Annotated in this window: 15 protein-coding genes; 5 read left to right on the top strand and 10 right to left on the bottom strand. The window is 75.3% G+C overall.

The features are described 5' to 3' along the window. Positions 1-317: 317 nt before the first annotated feature. Positions 318-1,010 (bottom strand): hypothetical protein, encoded by a 693-nt coding sequence (locus B5P21_RS05415; protein ID WP_094170876.1) that lies wholly within the window; start codon positions 1,008-1,010, stop codon positions 318-320. 262 nt (positions 1,011-1,272) lie between these two features. Between B5P21_RS05415 and B5P21_RS05410 the strand changes: the two genes are divergently transcribed. Next, positions 1,273-1,956, top strand: coding sequence for a PadR family transcriptional regulator (locus B5P21_RS05410; protein ID WP_045528899.1), 684 nt, complete (start codon positions 1,273-1,275; stop codon positions 1,954-1,956). A gap of 93 nt (positions 1,957-2,049) precedes the next feature. On the opposite strand, the gene B5P21_RS05405 is transcribed toward B5P21_RS05410, so the two are convergent. The 4 genes from B5P21_RS05405 to B5P21_RS05390 all read right to left on the bottom strand — a co-directional run bounded on the left by B5P21_RS05405 (position 2,050) and on the right by B5P21_RS05390 (position 6,192). Further along, on the bottom strand, positions 2,050-2,307 hold the full coding sequence (locus B5P21_RS05405; protein ID WP_045528900.1) for a hypothetical protein: 258 nt from the start codon (positions 2,305-2,307) through the stop codon (positions 2,050-2,052). A gap of 116 nt (positions 2,308-2,423) precedes the next feature. After that, positions 2,424-4,055 (bottom strand): molybdopterin-dependent oxidoreductase, encoded by a 1,632-nt coding sequence (locus B5P21_RS05400; protein WP_094170875.1) that lies wholly within the window; start codon positions 4,053-4,055, stop codon positions 2,424-2,426. Then, complete coding sequence (locus B5P21_RS05395) at positions 4,052-5,314, bottom strand: sensor histidine kinase (protein ID WP_094170874.1); 1,263 nt, start codon at positions 5,312-5,314, stop codon at positions 4,052-4,054. Before B5P21_RS05395 ends, B5P21_RS05400 begins: the two co-directional genes overlap by 4 nt. After that, entirely contained in the window at positions 5,311-6,192 is an 882-nt protein-coding gene (locus tag B5P21_RS05390) for a response regulator transcription factor (RefSeq protein WP_080939323.1), read from the bottom strand. The genes B5P21_RS05395 and B5P21_RS05390 overlap by 4 nt, the downstream gene beginning before the upstream one ends. A 141-nt stretch (positions 6,193-6,333) precedes the next feature. Between B5P21_RS05390 and B5P21_RS05385 the strand changes: the two genes are divergently transcribed. Genes B5P21_RS05385 through B5P21_RS05375 form a run of 3 tightly spaced genes read left to right on the top strand, consistent with a single transcriptional unit; the run spans position 6,334 to position 8,416 of the window. Then, entirely contained in the window at positions 6,334-7,041 is a 708-nt protein-coding gene (locus B5P21_RS05385) for a glycosyltransferase family 2 protein (RefSeq protein ID WP_045528902.1), read from the top strand. Beyond that, entirely contained in the window at positions 7,038-7,721 is a 684-nt protein-coding gene (locus tag B5P21_RS05380) for a TIGR04282 family arsenosugar biosynthesis glycosyltransferase (protein ID WP_045528903.1), read from the top strand. The genes B5P21_RS05385 and B5P21_RS05380 overlap by 4 nt, the downstream gene beginning before the upstream one ends. After that, positions 7,718-8,416 carry a class I SAM-dependent methyltransferase gene (locus B5P21_RS05375; protein WP_094170873.1) on the top strand — a complete coding sequence of 233 codons (699 nt, stop codon included), beginning with the start codon at positions 7,718-7,720 and terminating at the stop codon, positions 8,414-8,416. Before B5P21_RS05380 ends, B5P21_RS05375 begins: the two co-directional genes overlap by 4 nt. Here the strand turns inward: B5P21_RS05375 and B5P21_RS05370 are convergent. Together B5P21_RS05370 and B5P21_RS05365 are read right to left on the bottom strand one after the other, a co-directional pair. Continuing rightward, positions 8,365-8,844, bottom strand: coding sequence for a hypothetical protein (locus tag B5P21_RS05370; RefSeq protein WP_045528906.1), 480 nt, complete (start codon positions 8,842-8,844; stop codon positions 8,365-8,367). The two genes, B5P21_RS05375 and B5P21_RS05370, sit on opposite strands and share 52 nt — an antisense overlap. Then, positions 8,844-10,082, bottom strand: coding sequence for a molybdopterin-dependent oxidoreductase (locus B5P21_RS05365; protein WP_045528908.1), 1,239 nt, complete (start codon positions 10,080-10,082; stop codon positions 8,844-8,846). The genes B5P21_RS05370 and B5P21_RS05365 overlap by 1 nt, the downstream gene beginning before the upstream one ends. A gap of 78 nt (positions 10,083-10,160) precedes the next feature. Here B5P21_RS05365 and B5P21_RS05360 point away from each other — a divergent pair, with 78 nt between their 5' ends. Continuing rightward, positions 10,161-11,621 carry a glycosyltransferase family 87 protein gene (locus tag B5P21_RS05360; RefSeq protein WP_094170872.1) on the top strand — a complete coding sequence of 487 codons (1,461 nt, stop codon included), beginning with the start codon at positions 10,161-10,163 and terminating at the stop codon, positions 11,619-11,621. Here the strand turns inward: B5P21_RS05360 and B5P21_RS05355 are convergent, their stop codons facing one another. Genes B5P21_RS05355 through modA form a run of 3 tightly spaced genes read right to left on the bottom strand, consistent with a single transcriptional unit; the run spans position 11,622 to position 14,303 of the window. Further along, positions 11,622-12,686 (bottom strand): ABC transporter ATP-binding protein, encoded by a 1,065-nt coding sequence (locus B5P21_RS05355; protein ID WP_094171398.1) that lies wholly within the window; start codon positions 12,684-12,686, stop codon positions 11,622-11,624. Next, positions 12,683-13,540, bottom strand: a complete 858-nt coding sequence (locus B5P21_RS05350) for an ABC transporter permease (protein ID WP_373455978.1) — start codon at positions 13,538-13,540, stop codon at positions 12,683-12,685. The genes B5P21_RS05355 and B5P21_RS05350 overlap by 4 nt, the downstream gene beginning before the upstream one ends. Then, a complete protein-coding gene (gene modA, locus B5P21_RS05345; RefSeq protein WP_345703636.1) occupies positions 13,530-14,303 on the bottom strand; it encodes a molybdate ABC transporter substrate-binding protein in 774 nt (257 codons plus the stop codon). The genes B5P21_RS05350 and modA overlap by 11 nt, the downstream gene beginning before the upstream one ends. Between the last annotated feature and the right edge of the window lie 2 nt (positions 14,304-14,305).

Below are 14,305 nucleotides of genomic sequence, written 5' to 3'. Positions count from 1 at the left end.
CCCGTCCACGCGGAGCCGTCCCAGAACACCTCGATGTCAGGATCGGTTTGATGGGGGAACCAACCGGGCGGAGTCGCTGGCACCTCGTCAGCCTGGACGTGAGGCGCTCCGACGGACAGACCCCTTCCGGGGGCACTTCTTGTGCATGTGCTGCCTACGACGGCGAAGTCGTTGTCAGTGGAAAGCCCGAGGACGCGACTCCGACCGCCCCCGCACGCGCCGACGGCCCCGGCTCCCGGTGAGGGAGACGAGGCCGTCGATGCGTTCTGCTGTGATCGCAGGTGGTGCTCTCCCGGGGGTCGAGCCCCGGGTGGGTGCTACTTGGTGTTGACGGTGATCTTGGCGATGCCGACGACGAGCTGGTCGGTGACGGCGGTGGTGCCGAAGGCGCTGTTCAGCAGCGACGCGGCGTCGGGGCTGACCTTGACCGTGGTGCCCTCGAGGACGGCGTTGTCGCCCTCCATCGCGAGGGGCTTCAGGGTCGTGCCGTCGAGGTTGAAGATGTAGACGTCCTTCATGACCTCGCCGTCGCCGACCTGGACCGACCCGGTGAGGCGGCTGGTGCCGGGGTCGATGACGAAGTCGGTGAGCTTCACGACAGTGGAGCCGGCGGTGAGGCTGATGCCGGAGCCGGAGTGGTCGATCTCGCCCTGGACGTAGGGGCGGTAGGACTGCTGCGGGTCGAAGTACTTCACGTTGCCGCCGGTGATGGGGAACGCGAGGGTGCCGGTGGCGCCGTCGAGGGTCGCGGTGCCGATGACGCCGGGCGTCAGGCCCAGGGTCGTGAGGGCGCCCGTGAAGCCGGAGTCCAGCGTGACCTTGGTGTCGACGCCGGTCAGGGTCGGGATCGACGCGAGCGGCGTGGGGTTCGCCTCGGTCGTCGCGGTCGCGGCGGGCTGGGAGGAGCCCGAGGACGACGGCGTCTCGGCGGGGGTCGAGCAGGCCGCGAGGCCGACGACGAGGAAGCCCGCGGTGGCGAGGCCGAAGACGGACTTGGTGAGGTTGCGCATGGGTTTTCCTTCGCTGCGTGGACTGGGGATCCGCCCGTTCTCCCGGGCGACACAGGGACTTCGACGCGGTCGCCGAACGGGTTGGGGCGGGTTCTCCTTTCCCAGGTGAACGCCAGCTTCGGGCGTCGATCCCCGGGATCACGGGGATCGACGGTCCGGCCCGTCGGATCCCCCGTTGACATCCGACTGTCGCCGATATATCGTCGCTACATCGCGACAGGACGCCGCGATCCCCGACATCCCTGACCGGAAGGAGCGCTCCATGCGCACCCACGACCACGACGACCACCTCCCGTCCCCCTCCTCCGCCGAGGTCCCCGCCGACCGCCACGAGCCCCGCATGCAGCACCACCGCGGCGGGCGCCCGCGCATCATGCCTGGCCACCCGCTCGCCCGCGGCTTCCGGCCCGGCGACGGCCCCGGCTTCCCCGGGTTCCCGGGCTTCCCCGGCATGGGCGGCTTCGGCGGCCCCGGCTTCGGCCCGGGCCGCGGACGCGGCGGACGGGGTCGCGCCCGCCGCGGCGACGTCCGCCTGGCGATCCTGTCCCTGCTCGCCGACGCGCCCTCGAACGGCTACGGCCTCATCACCGGCATCGCCGCGAAGACCGAGGGCGCCTGGCGGCCGAGCCCCGGATCGGTCTACCCCACGCTCCAGCAGCTCGTCGACGAGGACCTCATCGTCGCCGACGAGTCCGGCGCCAAGAGCGTCTACTCCCTCACCGACCAGGGCCGGGCCCACGTCGAGGAGCACCAGGCGGAGATCGACGCCGCCTGGGCCGCCACCACCGACAAGTCCGAGGGCGAGGACGCGTTCCAGACGAGCCTCATGAAGCTCATGGGCGTGGTGAAGCCCCTCATGCACGACGCGACCGACGCCCAGCGCCAGGCCGCGGCGACGAAGCTCGACGAGACGCGGCGCGCGCTGTACGCGATCCTCGCCGACTGACGCGCGTCGACTGGTCCCCGCCGGCCTCCGGGCCCCAGCACGACGACGGCCCCGCACCAGCGGGGGCCGTCGTCGTGCGTGCGGGAGGGCGGATCAGCGAATCGCCGCTCCCGTGTCGAGGTCGTCGCCGGCCTCGAGGTCGGGGCCGTCCGACTGGGTGATGTCGATGCCGAGGCCGCCGTCGGCGTCCTCGTCGTCGGCGACCGGGTCGTCGTCGAGCGGCACGACGCGCTCGGCGTCGATGGCCTCCGACGCGTCGCGGGCGTCGGCCCCGACGAGCTCCTCCTCGTCGACGCCCGTGTCGTCCAGGTCGCGGTCGGCGGGGTCGCGGGGGTTCTCGATGTCGCTCACGGTGCTCTCCTTCGCTCGTCGATGCGGCGCGGACGCGCCGTGCGTCGACGGTACGCGCTCGGGCTCCGCGCGTGCTGGCCGGCTGCCTCCGGACGGCGGCGGGACGCCCGCTCGGCTCAGCCGACGCCGACGCCGACGCCGACGCTGATGCGGTGCCAGCCCGTCGCGCCGTCGGGGGCGGGCGGTGCCTCGTCGGAGGTCTGCGTCGCGCCGGTCGTGTCGGTGGCGCGCACCTCGACGCTGTGGGATCCGCTCGTCGCGTCCCACGCGTACGACCACTGCCGCCACGTGTCGGTGCCCACGCCGTCGCCCAGCGTCGCCTCGACCCAGTCGCCCTCGTCGACGCGCACCTCGACCTTCTGGATGCCGGTGTGCTGCGCCCAAACCATGCCGGCGATCGCGGTGCGCCCCGCGTCCACGCGCGCGCCGGAGCGCGGGGTGTCGATGCGCGAGCCGGTCTTGATGGGGCCGCGCTCGGTCCAGCCGCGCGTCGACCAGTAGGCGACGTCCTCGGCGAAGGTCGTGACCTTGAGCTCGGTGACCCACTTGGTCGCCGAGACGTAGCCGTAGAGGCCGGGCACGACCATCCGCACGGGGAAGCCGTGCTGCTGCGGCAGGGGCTCGCCGTTCATGCCGACCGCGAGGATCGACGCGCGGTCGGGATCCGTGAGCGCCTCGAGCGGCGTGCTCGCGGTCCAGCCGTCCTGGCTCGTCGAGAGCACCATGTCGGCGCCCGCGGTCGGGCGGGCCCGCTCGAGCAGCAGGCGGATGGGGTAGCCGAGCCACAGCGCGTTGCCGATGAGGTTGCCGCCGACCTCGTTGGAGACGCACGTGAGGGTGGTGACGTGCTCCTCGAGGGGCAGGGCGAGCAGCTCGGCGAACGTGATCTCGACCTCCTCCTCGACCATGCCCGTGATGCGGAGCCTCCACGAGGCCGCGTCGACCGACGGCACCTGCAGCGCGGTGTCGATGCGGTAGAAGTCGGTCGCGGGGGTGAGGAACGGCGCGAGGCCGGGCACGCCGAGCTCGGCGGTCGCGGGGATCGCGGCGGCGGGCGTCGCGGCGCGCGGGAGGACGAGGGTGCGGCGGAAGTCGTCGACGCGGGCGGCGGCGGCGTTGAGGCCGCGGGCCACGGATCCGGCGACGACGGAGGTGACGCCCGCCACGACCGTCATGAGGAGGAAGGTGCGGCGCTCGACGCGGGAGCCGGCGCCCGGGGTGAGCGGGGCGCGCGCGGCCGGGCGGGTGATGCCGCGCACGGGCTCGGCCACCGCGACGGATGAGGTCGCCGCGCGGTCCGCGGCATCGCGCCAGTCGCGGAGGCGGTCGGCGCCGCGGTGCAGGAGGAAGACGCCCGCGATCATGCCGACGAGCGTGGGGATCGCCGCGGCGCCCGTGGCCCCGGCGCGTGTGGTGGCGGCGAGCACGGCGACGCCGGCGAAGAGCGCGAGCACCACCACGCCGAGCGGCGGGCGGCGCACCTGGAGGATCCCGGCGAGCGCGGCCGCGGCGAGCACCACGAGGCCGAGCACGACGAGGAGCGCGACCTTGTCGCCCGTGCCGAACAGGGCGATCACGGTGTCCTTGACGCCCGCGGGCACCAGGTCGATGACGAGGGCGCCGACCGCGAGCACCGGGCTCGCCGCCGGGGCGACGAACGCGGCGGCGATCTCGGCGACGGCCAGCACGGCGAGCGCCGCCACCACGCCGAGGAACGCGGACCACCAGCGGAGGGCCGCGCGGGTCACGAGGCGACCGGCTTGCTGTACGGGAGGATCACGTCGAAGCGGCAACCGCCGTCGATGTTCTGGACGGTCACGTCGCCGTCGTGGGCGCGCACGATGCCGCGGACGATCGCGAGGCCGAGGCCCGCGCCGCCGCCGCCCGAGGCGTAGCCGCCGTCGTGCGTGCCCTCGGCCTGCACCGCGGGATCCGGCGGCGTGGCCTCGACGGGCGCGACCGGGAAGTCGGGGCCGAGCGCGGTCTTCTCGGCGGCGCTCTTCCCGTAGGCGCGCGGGGTGCGGGATCCGGTCGACCGCCAGCCCGCGTCGAACACGCGCGGCAGGTCGTCCTCGGGGATGCCGCCCGCGGTGTCCTCGACGGAGAGCACCGCGAGGCTGCCGGAGTCGCGGTGCGCGGAGATGACGATGCGGCCGCCCGGGAGCGACTGCTGGATGGCGTTCATCACGAGGTTCCCGACGACGCGGGAGAGCTCCCGCGGGTCGCCCTGCACCACGAGGTCGTCGTGCGCGGTCACGCCGCGGAGGTCGACCTGGCGGGCCTGCGCGACGGGCCCGAGCTCGGCGACGGTGTCGCTCACGACGTCGTAGAGGGAGACGCGCTCGACGGCGAGCTCGAGGCTGCCCGAGTTGATGCGGGACAGCTCGAACAGGTCGTCGACCATCCCGTTGAGGCGGTTCGCCTGCACGCGGATCTGCCGGAAGTAGCGGTGCTCGTCGTCGACCATGCCGTCCTCGAGGGACTCGGCCATGGCGCGGATCCCGGCGAGCGGCGTGCGCAGGTCGTGCGACATCCACGCGATGAGCTCGCGGCGGCTGCGCTCCTGCGCCTCCATCCGGTCGCGGGCGTCGGCGAGACGGCGGTTGGCGGCGCTGAGCTCGCGGGCGAGCTGCGCGAACTCGGTGCTGGTGGGGCGGCCCGGCTCGACGGCGGCCTCCTCGCCCATGGACGCGGCGTACCGGCCGAGCTCGCGGCTGCCGCGCACGAGGGTCATGCCGAGCATCGCGGCCATCACGAGCGAGACGAGCGCGGAGACGGCGGCGACGGAGAGGAACGCGGTGAGGCCGGCGTCGTCGACGAGCATGCTCGCGGTGACGGCGACCATGCCGCCCACGACCGAGAGCACGGCGGCGAGCGCGACCACGCAGATCTGCAGGACGAGCGAGCGGCGCCGGAGCGCGCGCAGCAGGACGCTCGCGCCGAGGCCGACGACCGCGGCGCAGACGAGCGCCGTCAGCACGACGACGAGGAAGGAGTCGGCGGTCACGCGTCCGCCCCGGTGGGCGGGGCGGACGCGGGCTGCGGCGCGGGATCCGGGTCGGCGGCGGCCTCGGCCGTGGGCGGCGCGGCTGCCGGCGCGACGGGCGCCGCGGCGTCGGGGTCGAAGCGGTAGCCGACGCCCCACACGGTGCCGAGAAGCACGGGGTGCGCGGGATCCGCCTCGATCTTCTCCCGCAGGCGCCGCACGTGGACGGTGACGGTGGAGAGGTCGCCGATCTCCCAGCCCCACACCGAGCGGAGCAGGTCGTCGCGCCCGAAGACGCGGCGCGGGTTCCGCAGCAGGAAGGCGAGGAGGTCGAACTCGCGGGAGGTGAGCGACAGCATCACGCCGGCCTGGTGGATCTCGCGCGCGCCGAGGTCGAGCACGAACGGCCCCGCGACGAAGGGCGGCTCGGGCACGGGCTCGGGCACCGTGCGGCGGAGCACGGCGCGGACCCGCAGCACGAGCTCGCGCGGGGAGAAGGGCTTGGCGAGGTAGTCGTCGGCGCCGGCGTCGAGGCCGTTCACGCGGTCCTCGCCCTGGCCGAGCGCGGTGAGCATCACGACGGGGACGGGCGACTCGGGGTGGTGGGCGCGGATCCGGCGGCACACCTCGAGGCCGTCGAGGCCGGGGAGCATGCGGTCGAGCACGACGAGGTCGGGCATGCGCTCGGTGGCGACGCGCACGGCCTCGAGGCCGTCGGCGACGGTCTCCACCTGGAAGCCCGAGGCCTTGAGGTAGCGGCACACGACCTCGTTGACCGTGGGGTCGTCCTCGACCACGAGGATGCGGCGGCCGCGCAGCGGATCCGGCCGCGACGGGTCGGGCCGCGCGGGGTCGGGGCGCCCGGCGTCGGCGCGCGCGGGATCGTAGGTGGGGCTCACCCGGTCAGACTATGCGCGGTCCCTGGCGGGGAGCCGCGCGGTGTCCGGCTTGCGAGCGAGCCGTCACCCCTCGGGTCGCACGGCGGCGCGTCCGCCGCGGGCGTGGCGGGGGATGCAGGCGCGGCCTCCTAGGCTCGACGGATGACGCCAGCGCTCGTGGACGTGATCCTCCCCTGCCTCGACGAGGAGGAGGCCCTGCCCTGGGTCCTCGCCCGTCTGCCCGAGGGGTACCGCGCGATCGTCGTCGACAACGGGTCCACCGACCGCTCGGCCGAGGTCGCGCGCGCGCACGGCGCCCTCGTGGTGACGGAGTCGCGCCGCGGGTTCGGGGCGGCGGCGCACGCGGGCCTCGAGGCCGCGACCGCGCCGCTCGTCGCGTTCTGCGACGCCGACGCGTCGATGGATCCGGCGCTCCTCCCCCACGTGGTCGACCCGGTCCGCGACGGCGAGCGCGACCTCGTGCTCGGGCGGCGGATCCCGTCGACGCGCGGCGCGTGGCCGCTGCACGCGCGGATCGCGAACCTCGAGCTGGCCCGGCGGCTGCGGCGGATCACGGGCGTGCCGCTGCACGACCTCGGCCCGATGCGCTGCGGACGGCGCACCGAGCTGCTCGATCTCGGCATCCTCGACCGGCGCAGCGGCTATCCGCTGGAGATGCTGCTGCGGGCTTCGGCGGCGAAGTGGCGCATCCTGGAGGTGGAGATGCCGTACGCGCCGCGCGTGGGGCGGTCCAAGGTGACCGGCACCCTGCGCGGGACCGTCACGGCCGTGCGCGACATGTCGCGCGTGCTGGCCGAGGCGCGAGCGGCGGCAGCCGGCGCCGACCGCACCCCGGGAGGAGGCGCATGACCGCCGTCGTCGTCATCGCCAAGGAGTGCATCCCGGGCCGCGTCAAGACGCGCCTGCACCCGCCCTTCACGCTCGAGGAGGCGGCCGAGCTCGCGTCCGCCGCCCTCGCCGACACGCTCGCCGCCGTCGACGACGCCGCGCCCGCGCGCCGCGTCCTCCTCTTCGACGGCACGACCCCGCCCGCGGAGGCCGCCGGCTACGACGTGATCCCGCAGGTCGCGGGCGACCTCGACGAGCGCCTCGCCGCGATGTTCGACGCGCTCGACGGCCCCGTCCTCCTCGTCGGCATGGACACGCCGCAGCTCACCGCGGATCTGATCCGCCCCGTGCTCGACTCCTGGGCCGACGGCGCGCGCGGCCCGGACGCCTGGTTCGGCCCCGCCAACGACGGCGGCTTCTGGGCGCTCGGCCTCCGGGATCCGGACGGCGCGCTCGTGCGCGGCGTGCCCATGTCCCGGGACGACACCGGCGCGGTGCAGCTGTCGCGCCTCATCGACGCCGGGCTCGACGTGGCGATGCTGCCCGAGCTCACCGACGTGGACACGGTCGACGACGCGCGGGAGGCCGCCGAGGCGGCGCCCGCCCATCGCTTCGCGCACGCGCTCCGAATCCTTAAGACCGGCGCGCGCACCCGCGCCGCCACCACCGCACCCGCGACATCGCAGAGGGACCCCGCATGAGCCTGGCCGTCGACCACCCCGAGGACCGCGCCTCCGCGCGCGTCCGCACCTTCGGATCCGGTGGCGGCGAGCCCTACGCCCAGGCCCTCCGCGACTCCGGCGAGGTGCTCTTCCTGTCGCTCGCCTCCGACGACGACAGCGCCGAGGTCATGGACCTCGGCCGCTGGAGCGCCGAGGCCGACGCCGTGGACGCGAGCCTCCTCGCCGACGCCGCCGGCCCCGTGCTCGACATCGGCTGCGGCCCGGGCCGCATGGTCCGCGCGGCCATGGACGCCGGGCTCGGCGCGCTCGGCATCGACGTCTCCCCCACCGTGGTCGAGATGGCCGCGGGCCTCGGCCTCCCCGTGCTCCACCGCTCCGTCTTCGAGCGACTGCCCCGCGAGGGCGGATGGGGCACGCTCCTCCTCCTCGACGGCAACATCGGCATCGGCGGCGACGCGGCCGCGCTCCTGACGCGCTGCGGCGACCTGCTCGACGACCAGGGCGCGCTCGTGGTCGAGACCCACCCGGATCCCGCCCGCGACCGCACCTTCGAGTGCACGGTCGAGGACGGCCAGGGCCGCGCGAGCGACCCGTTCCCCTGGGCGCAGGTCGGCCGCGACGCCGTCGCGCGCATGGCGGGCGACGCGGGGCTCGACCTCGTTCAGTGCTGGGAGACCGAGGGCCGGTCCTTCTGCCGCCTCGTGCGCGCGTAGAGCGCCGCGACGACGGCCGTCGCCACCGCGGTGGCGACCCACATGAGCGCGAGGCGCGGCGCGTAGTCGGCGATGAGGATCGTCGGGTTCTCGTTGCCGATCGCCCGGGCGCGGATCTCGGGGACGACCACCAGGGTCATCACCGCCATCACGACCACGCCGGCCTGCACGATCACGAGCGATCCCGGCGGCAGGCGTCGGCCGGCCTTCCGGATCAGCAGGCCCGCGACGAACACGACCGGCGACAGGATCGCGTCGTGCACGAGGATCGCGATCAGCAGGAACACGGCGACGCCGACGACCTGGTCGGTGCGCTGGGAGTCGAGCAGCACGAGCGCGCCGACCGCGAGGCCGACCACCCCCACCGCGATGAGCGCGATGCGGGCGGCGAGGACGCCGCGGGCCGCAGGTGCGCGGGTGCCGGTCATCACATGACCTCCAGGGTCGAGAGCCACTTGGTCTGCAGCACGCCGGGACGCCCGGGCGCGATCATGCGCGCCGGGTAGCCGTGCTGGATGTCGAGGGGCGCGCCGTCGAGCTCGAGCGCCACCAGGGTGAGCGGGTCGCGCACGTACTCCGGGCCCATCTCGGTGCGCCGGAAGCCGCCGCTCTTCTCGAGGCTCGTGACGCGGAGGCGGGCGCCCGCATCGGCGCCGACGGCGTCCATCAGGTCCATGAGGCGGACGCCCCGCCAGGTCGCCGACTGGCTCCAGCCCTCGACGCAGGAGATGGGGAGCGTCGCGGTGACGAGGCCCATGCCGCGGAGGTCGTCCATCGTGAAGGCGCGGGAGGCGGATCCGTTCGAGACGGTCAGCGTCCACCCGGCGTCCATCGCGGTCTCGGTGACGCCGGCGGCCTCGGCCGTGCGGTTGACGGGCAGCGCCTGCGGGCCGGTGCCCATGACGCGCGGGCCGAAGGCGTTGAACGGGGCGAGGATCCGGAACGACTGCCCCGCGGTGAGGCCCACGACCGCGGCGACGGACGCGCCGACCGCCACGAGGAAGCCGCGACGGGCGACCGGGGTGGGCGTGACGGGGGTGTCGTCGATCCAGGCGAGCACGCGGCCGGTGACGCCGCCGGGCGCGCGGGCCGGGGCGGCGGCGTCGGCGTCCGCGGCGGGCGCGTCCTCCACGATGGGCGACTCGTCCGCCTGCCCGCGCCGCCAGTGGCCGGCGATGGCGGGCAGCTTGACGCCGATGTGGATCGCCAGGGATCCGATCACGACGAACGCCAGCGCGAAGTGCGTCTGCCGGAAGTAGAAGGGGAACGGCACCCACTGGAACGTGTTGAGGAGGCCCATCGTCACCTCGAGCAGCGACGCCCCGACGAACACGGCGATGGACGCGCGCTCGAGGAACGAGACGACCCCGGTGACGGGCGGGTACGTGAGCAGCTCGGGGAAGACGATCCAGAGCTTGGCGAGCAGGAGCGGCACGCACGCGATGCCCGCGGTGATGTGGATCCCCTGCGTCACCCGGTAGAGCGATACGGGCGCGGTCGGGAAGCGCATCCACGGCAGCGGGTCCTGCAGGAAGTGGCTGTAGAGGCCCGTCGCGAAGCACACGAGGAAGGCGATGCCGAGCAGGCGGCCGATCACGACCGCCAGCCGGGTCGTGCGCGCGGGCGAGGCCAGGCGGCGCCTGGCCTCGTGCATCAGCGTCCGCATGGGGGTCGTCCTTCGTCCGGGAGACGGCGGGTCGGGGCCGGTCGGCGGTCGTCGAGCCGCGCGCCGCCATGATGGAGTGTGCGCACCGCCCTCACCGCCCTCGTCCTCGCCGTCATGGCCGCGCTCACCGGGTGGTCGGTGGTCGCGTTCGATCTGTTCGGCGATGCCGACGACGAGGCGTTCTTCCGTCGCGAGGGTGCCGCGCCGCTGTTCTGGCTCGTGGTCGTCATCTGGGTGGTGTTCGGAGCGGCGGTCCTCCTGGTGCGGAAGCTGCCGGCCCGATCCGCCGCTGCGCTCATCATCCTCGGATCGGTGGGCCTCGGGGCCGCCGCCATGGCCGGACCGCCGAACACCAGCACCGACTCCGCGCGATACGCGTGGGACGGCATCGTGCAGAACGCGGGCGAGTCGCCCTACCGGTACACGCCGGCCGACCCCGAGCTGCGCGACCTCCGGCCCGACTGGCTCTACCCGAAGACCGTCGTGGGATCCGACGGGGCCGCCACCTGCGAGGGGAAGCGGATCATGGGCGTGCGCGAGGAGGAGACGCACGAGCCGATGTGCACGGCCCTCAACCGGCCCAAGGTGCCCACGATCTACCCGCCGATGGCCGAGCTGTTCTTCGCGGGCGTGCGCGCGGTCGTCCCCGTGACGGCCGAGTACTGGGCGTTCCAGGCCGCCGGGCTCCTGATGATGACGGCCGTGACGCTCCTGCTCCTCCGCGCGCTGCGGAAGCGCGGCAGGCCCGTGTGGTGGGCGGCGCTCTGGGCGTGGTGCCCGCTCGTCGCGAGCGAGGTGGTCACGAACTCCCACGTCGACGCGCTCGGGGCCCTGCTGGCGCTCGCGGCGTCGCTCCTCGTCGCCGGGGGGATGCGGTGGCGCGGCGGCATCGCGCTCGGCGCGGCCATCGCGACCAAGCTCATCCCGGTGATCGCGGCGCCGGCGCTGCTCCGGAAGCAGCCGTGGAAGGTGATCACCGCGGCCGTCGTCACGTTCGCCCTGCTCTACGTGCCGTACGTGCTCAGCACCGGGATCGCGGTGCTCGGCTACCTGCCCGGCTACCTGCAGGAGGAGGGCTACGACGACGGCGGGCGGTTCCCGCTCGTGGAGCTCGTCGTGCCCGGGCAGTACGGGCTGGTCGCGGTCGCGCTGATCCTCGCGGTCACCGCGGGCCTCGTCTGGTGGAGGACCGATCCGGCGGATCCGTGGCTCGGCCAGGTCGTGATGATCGGCGTGACGCTCCTCGCCGTGAGCCCGCGCTACCCCTGGTACGCGCTGCTGCTCATCCCGTTCATCGCGATGACCGGCCGCGGCGAGTGGTTCGCGGTGGTGGCCGCGCTCGCGCTGCGGCTCTTCGCGCCGGACCTGTGGGCGTGGCAGATCGCGCTCGTCGTGGCGCTCGTGATCGTGGTGGCCGGCTCGCTCGTGCGCCTCGGGCCGGACGGGCGCGCGCGGCTCGTGCCGGCCCGGGTGCGGCGGCGGCTCGGCCGGGATCGCGTGCCCGAGCGCATGCCCGTGGACGGGCCCGACGCCGGCTGATCAGCTCCGGGGCGGGATCCGCACGGTGAGGCGCTCGCCCGCGACCGGCCGGAGCGCGGCGAAGGACGCGGCGTCGGGCTCGGCGGTGACGTCGCCCGCGAGCCCCGACGGGTCGCTCGGGACGAGGCGCAGGGTCACGCGGATCCGGCCCGCGACGCCCTCGATCCGGCGGACCTCGCCGGTCGCGACGTGACCGGCGGCGGGCGCGGACGCGGACGCGGGTTCGCCGTCGCGCTCCCGGGAGAGCCGCACGTCGGCCGGCGCCGCGAGGACCACGACCGGCCGCCCGTCGGCGCCATGCCCCGTCAGCCGGTTCATCCCCACGAGCCGCGCCACGTAGGCCGTCGCGGGCCGCAGGGCCACCTCGGCCGGCGCGCCCTCCTGCACCGGGCGGCCGTCCTCGAGCACGTGGATCCGGTCGGCCAGCGCCAGCGCGTCGACGGGATCGTGCGTCACGAGCACGGCCGCGCCGCCGAACCGCCGGAGCTCGTCGGCGAGGAGCTCGCGCACATCGAGCCGCGTGCCCGCGTCGAGCGCCGCCATCGGCTCGTCGAGGAGGAGGAGCGCCGGCTCGAGCACGAGGGCACGGGCGAGCGCGATGCGCTGCGACTGCCCGCCGGACAGGCGCGCGGGCCGGCGGTCGGCGAGGTGCGCGATGCCGAGCCGGTCGAGCAGGGCACGCGCCCGCTCCTCCGCGACCGCGCGCGCGACGCCGTGCGCCCGCGGCCCGAACGCGACGTTCTGGAGGGCGGACAGGTGCGGGAAGAGCAGGTGGTCCTGGAAGACGACGCCGATGCCGCGGCGCTCGGCGGGGATCCGCGCGGCGCTCCCGTCCGGATCCTCGAGCACCCGGCCGTCGAGCGCGACGCGTCCCGCCGTGAGCGGCGCGAGCCCGGCGAGCGCCCGGAGCAGCGTCGACTTGCCCGCGCCGTTCGGCCCGACGACCGCGGTCGTGGATCCGGCCGGCACGCGCAGCCCGACGTCGAGGCGGAACACGGCGCGCTCGACGACGACCCGCGCGTCCAGCCCATCGGCCGCCGTCCCGCGGCCCGCTGAGGCGCTCACGCGTGCACCCCCGAGGCCCACCTGTCGCGCAGGCTCACGAGCACGACCACCGACACGGCGAGCAGCACGAGGCTCAGCACGACGGCGGCGTCCGGATCCGTCTGCAGCGCCAGGTACGCCGACAGCGGCACGGTCTGCGTCACGCCCGGGAAGCTGCCCGCGAACGTGAGCGTCGCCCCGAACTCGCCGAGCGCGCGGGCGAAGCACAGCACCGCGCCCGCGCCGATCCCGGGCGCGACGAGCGGGAGGGTCACCCGGCGGAGCACGGTCCAGCGGCTCGCGCCGAGCGTCGCGGCCGCGTCCTCGAAGCGGCGGTCGGCGCCGCGCAGCGCCCCCTCCACCGCGAGCACGAGGAACGGCATGGCCACGAAGGTCTCGGCGATCACCACGGCGGACGTCGTGAAGGGGATGGTGATCCCCGTCAGCGCCTCGAGCGGTCCGCCGATCAGCCCGCGGCGCCCGAGCAGGAGCAGCAGGGCCACGCCGCCGATCACGGGCGGCAGCACGAGCGGCACGGTCACGAGCGCGCGGAGGATCCGCTGCACCACGGGCGGTCGGCCCGCCGAGCGCGACAGCACGAACGCGAGCGGCACCCCGAGCACGAGGCTGAGGGCGGTCGCGGCGAGCGCGCTGCCGAGCGAGAGGCCGAGGTCGCGGGCGATGCCGGGATCCGCGAGCCGCTCCCCCAGCGTCGCCCACGGCGCGCGCACCACGAGGGCCGCGAGCGGCAGCACGAGGAACGCCAGGGCGACCCCGGCGGGTATCCAGAGGAGGGCGGGGACGCGGTCGGCGCGCTCGCCCGCGTGGACGCGCGTGCGGATGCGGCTGCGGTCGGCGCGCGGCTCAGGGGGCACGGAACCCCGCCGCCTGGAAGACGGCGCGGGCGTCGTCGCCGGCCACGTACTCGGCGAACGCGGCGGCGAGGGCGGGCGAGGCGGATCCGGCGAGCGGCGCCACGACGGCGTCGGTCGTGACGTTCTCCTCGTCCGGCAGCGGCACGCCCTCGACCCGGTCGCCCGCGGCCCGCACGTCCGTCTCGTAGACGACGGCCGCGTCCACCTCGCCGAGCTCGACGCGCGTGAGGGCGGCGCGCACGTCCTGCTCGAGCGAGTCCGGCTGCGGCGTGACGCCCGCCTCCTGGAACGCCTGCGCCGCGGCGGCCCCGCACGGCACCTCGGGCGCGCAGAGGGCGAGCGTGCGGGCGGGGTCGGCGAAGTCCGCGTGGCCGGCGATGCGGCCGGGGTTGCCGGGCGGCACCGCGATCTCGAGCGCGTTGCGGGCGAACACGCGCGGATCCGCGGCCGTCTCTCCCGCGTCGACGACCGTCTTCATCGTCGCGTCGGACGCGGACGCGAACACGTCGGCGGGCGCGCCCTGCACGATCTGCTGCGCGAGCGTCGAGCTGCCGCCGTACGACACCGTGACCGTCACGCCCGGATGCGCGCTCTCGAAGTCGCGGGCGACCTCGTCCATGCTGCCGGTGAGCGACGCGGCGGCCTGCACGACGAGGGTGCCGGCGAGGGCATCGGGGGCGGGATCGGGGACGCCGGCGGGCACGGATCCGCCCGTAGCGCACCCGGCCAGGAGCCCGGCCGCGAGGGCGCCGACGACGGCCACGC

This window comes from Clavibacter michiganensis subsp. insidiosus (genome assembly GCF_002240565.1).
Taxonomy (GTDB): Bacteria; Actinomycetota; Actinomycetes; order Actinomycetales; family Microbacteriaceae; genus Clavibacter; species Clavibacter insidiosus.
Note: the sequence above shows the minus strand (reverse complement) of the source record. Positions and strands in the feature narration are given on the sequence as shown.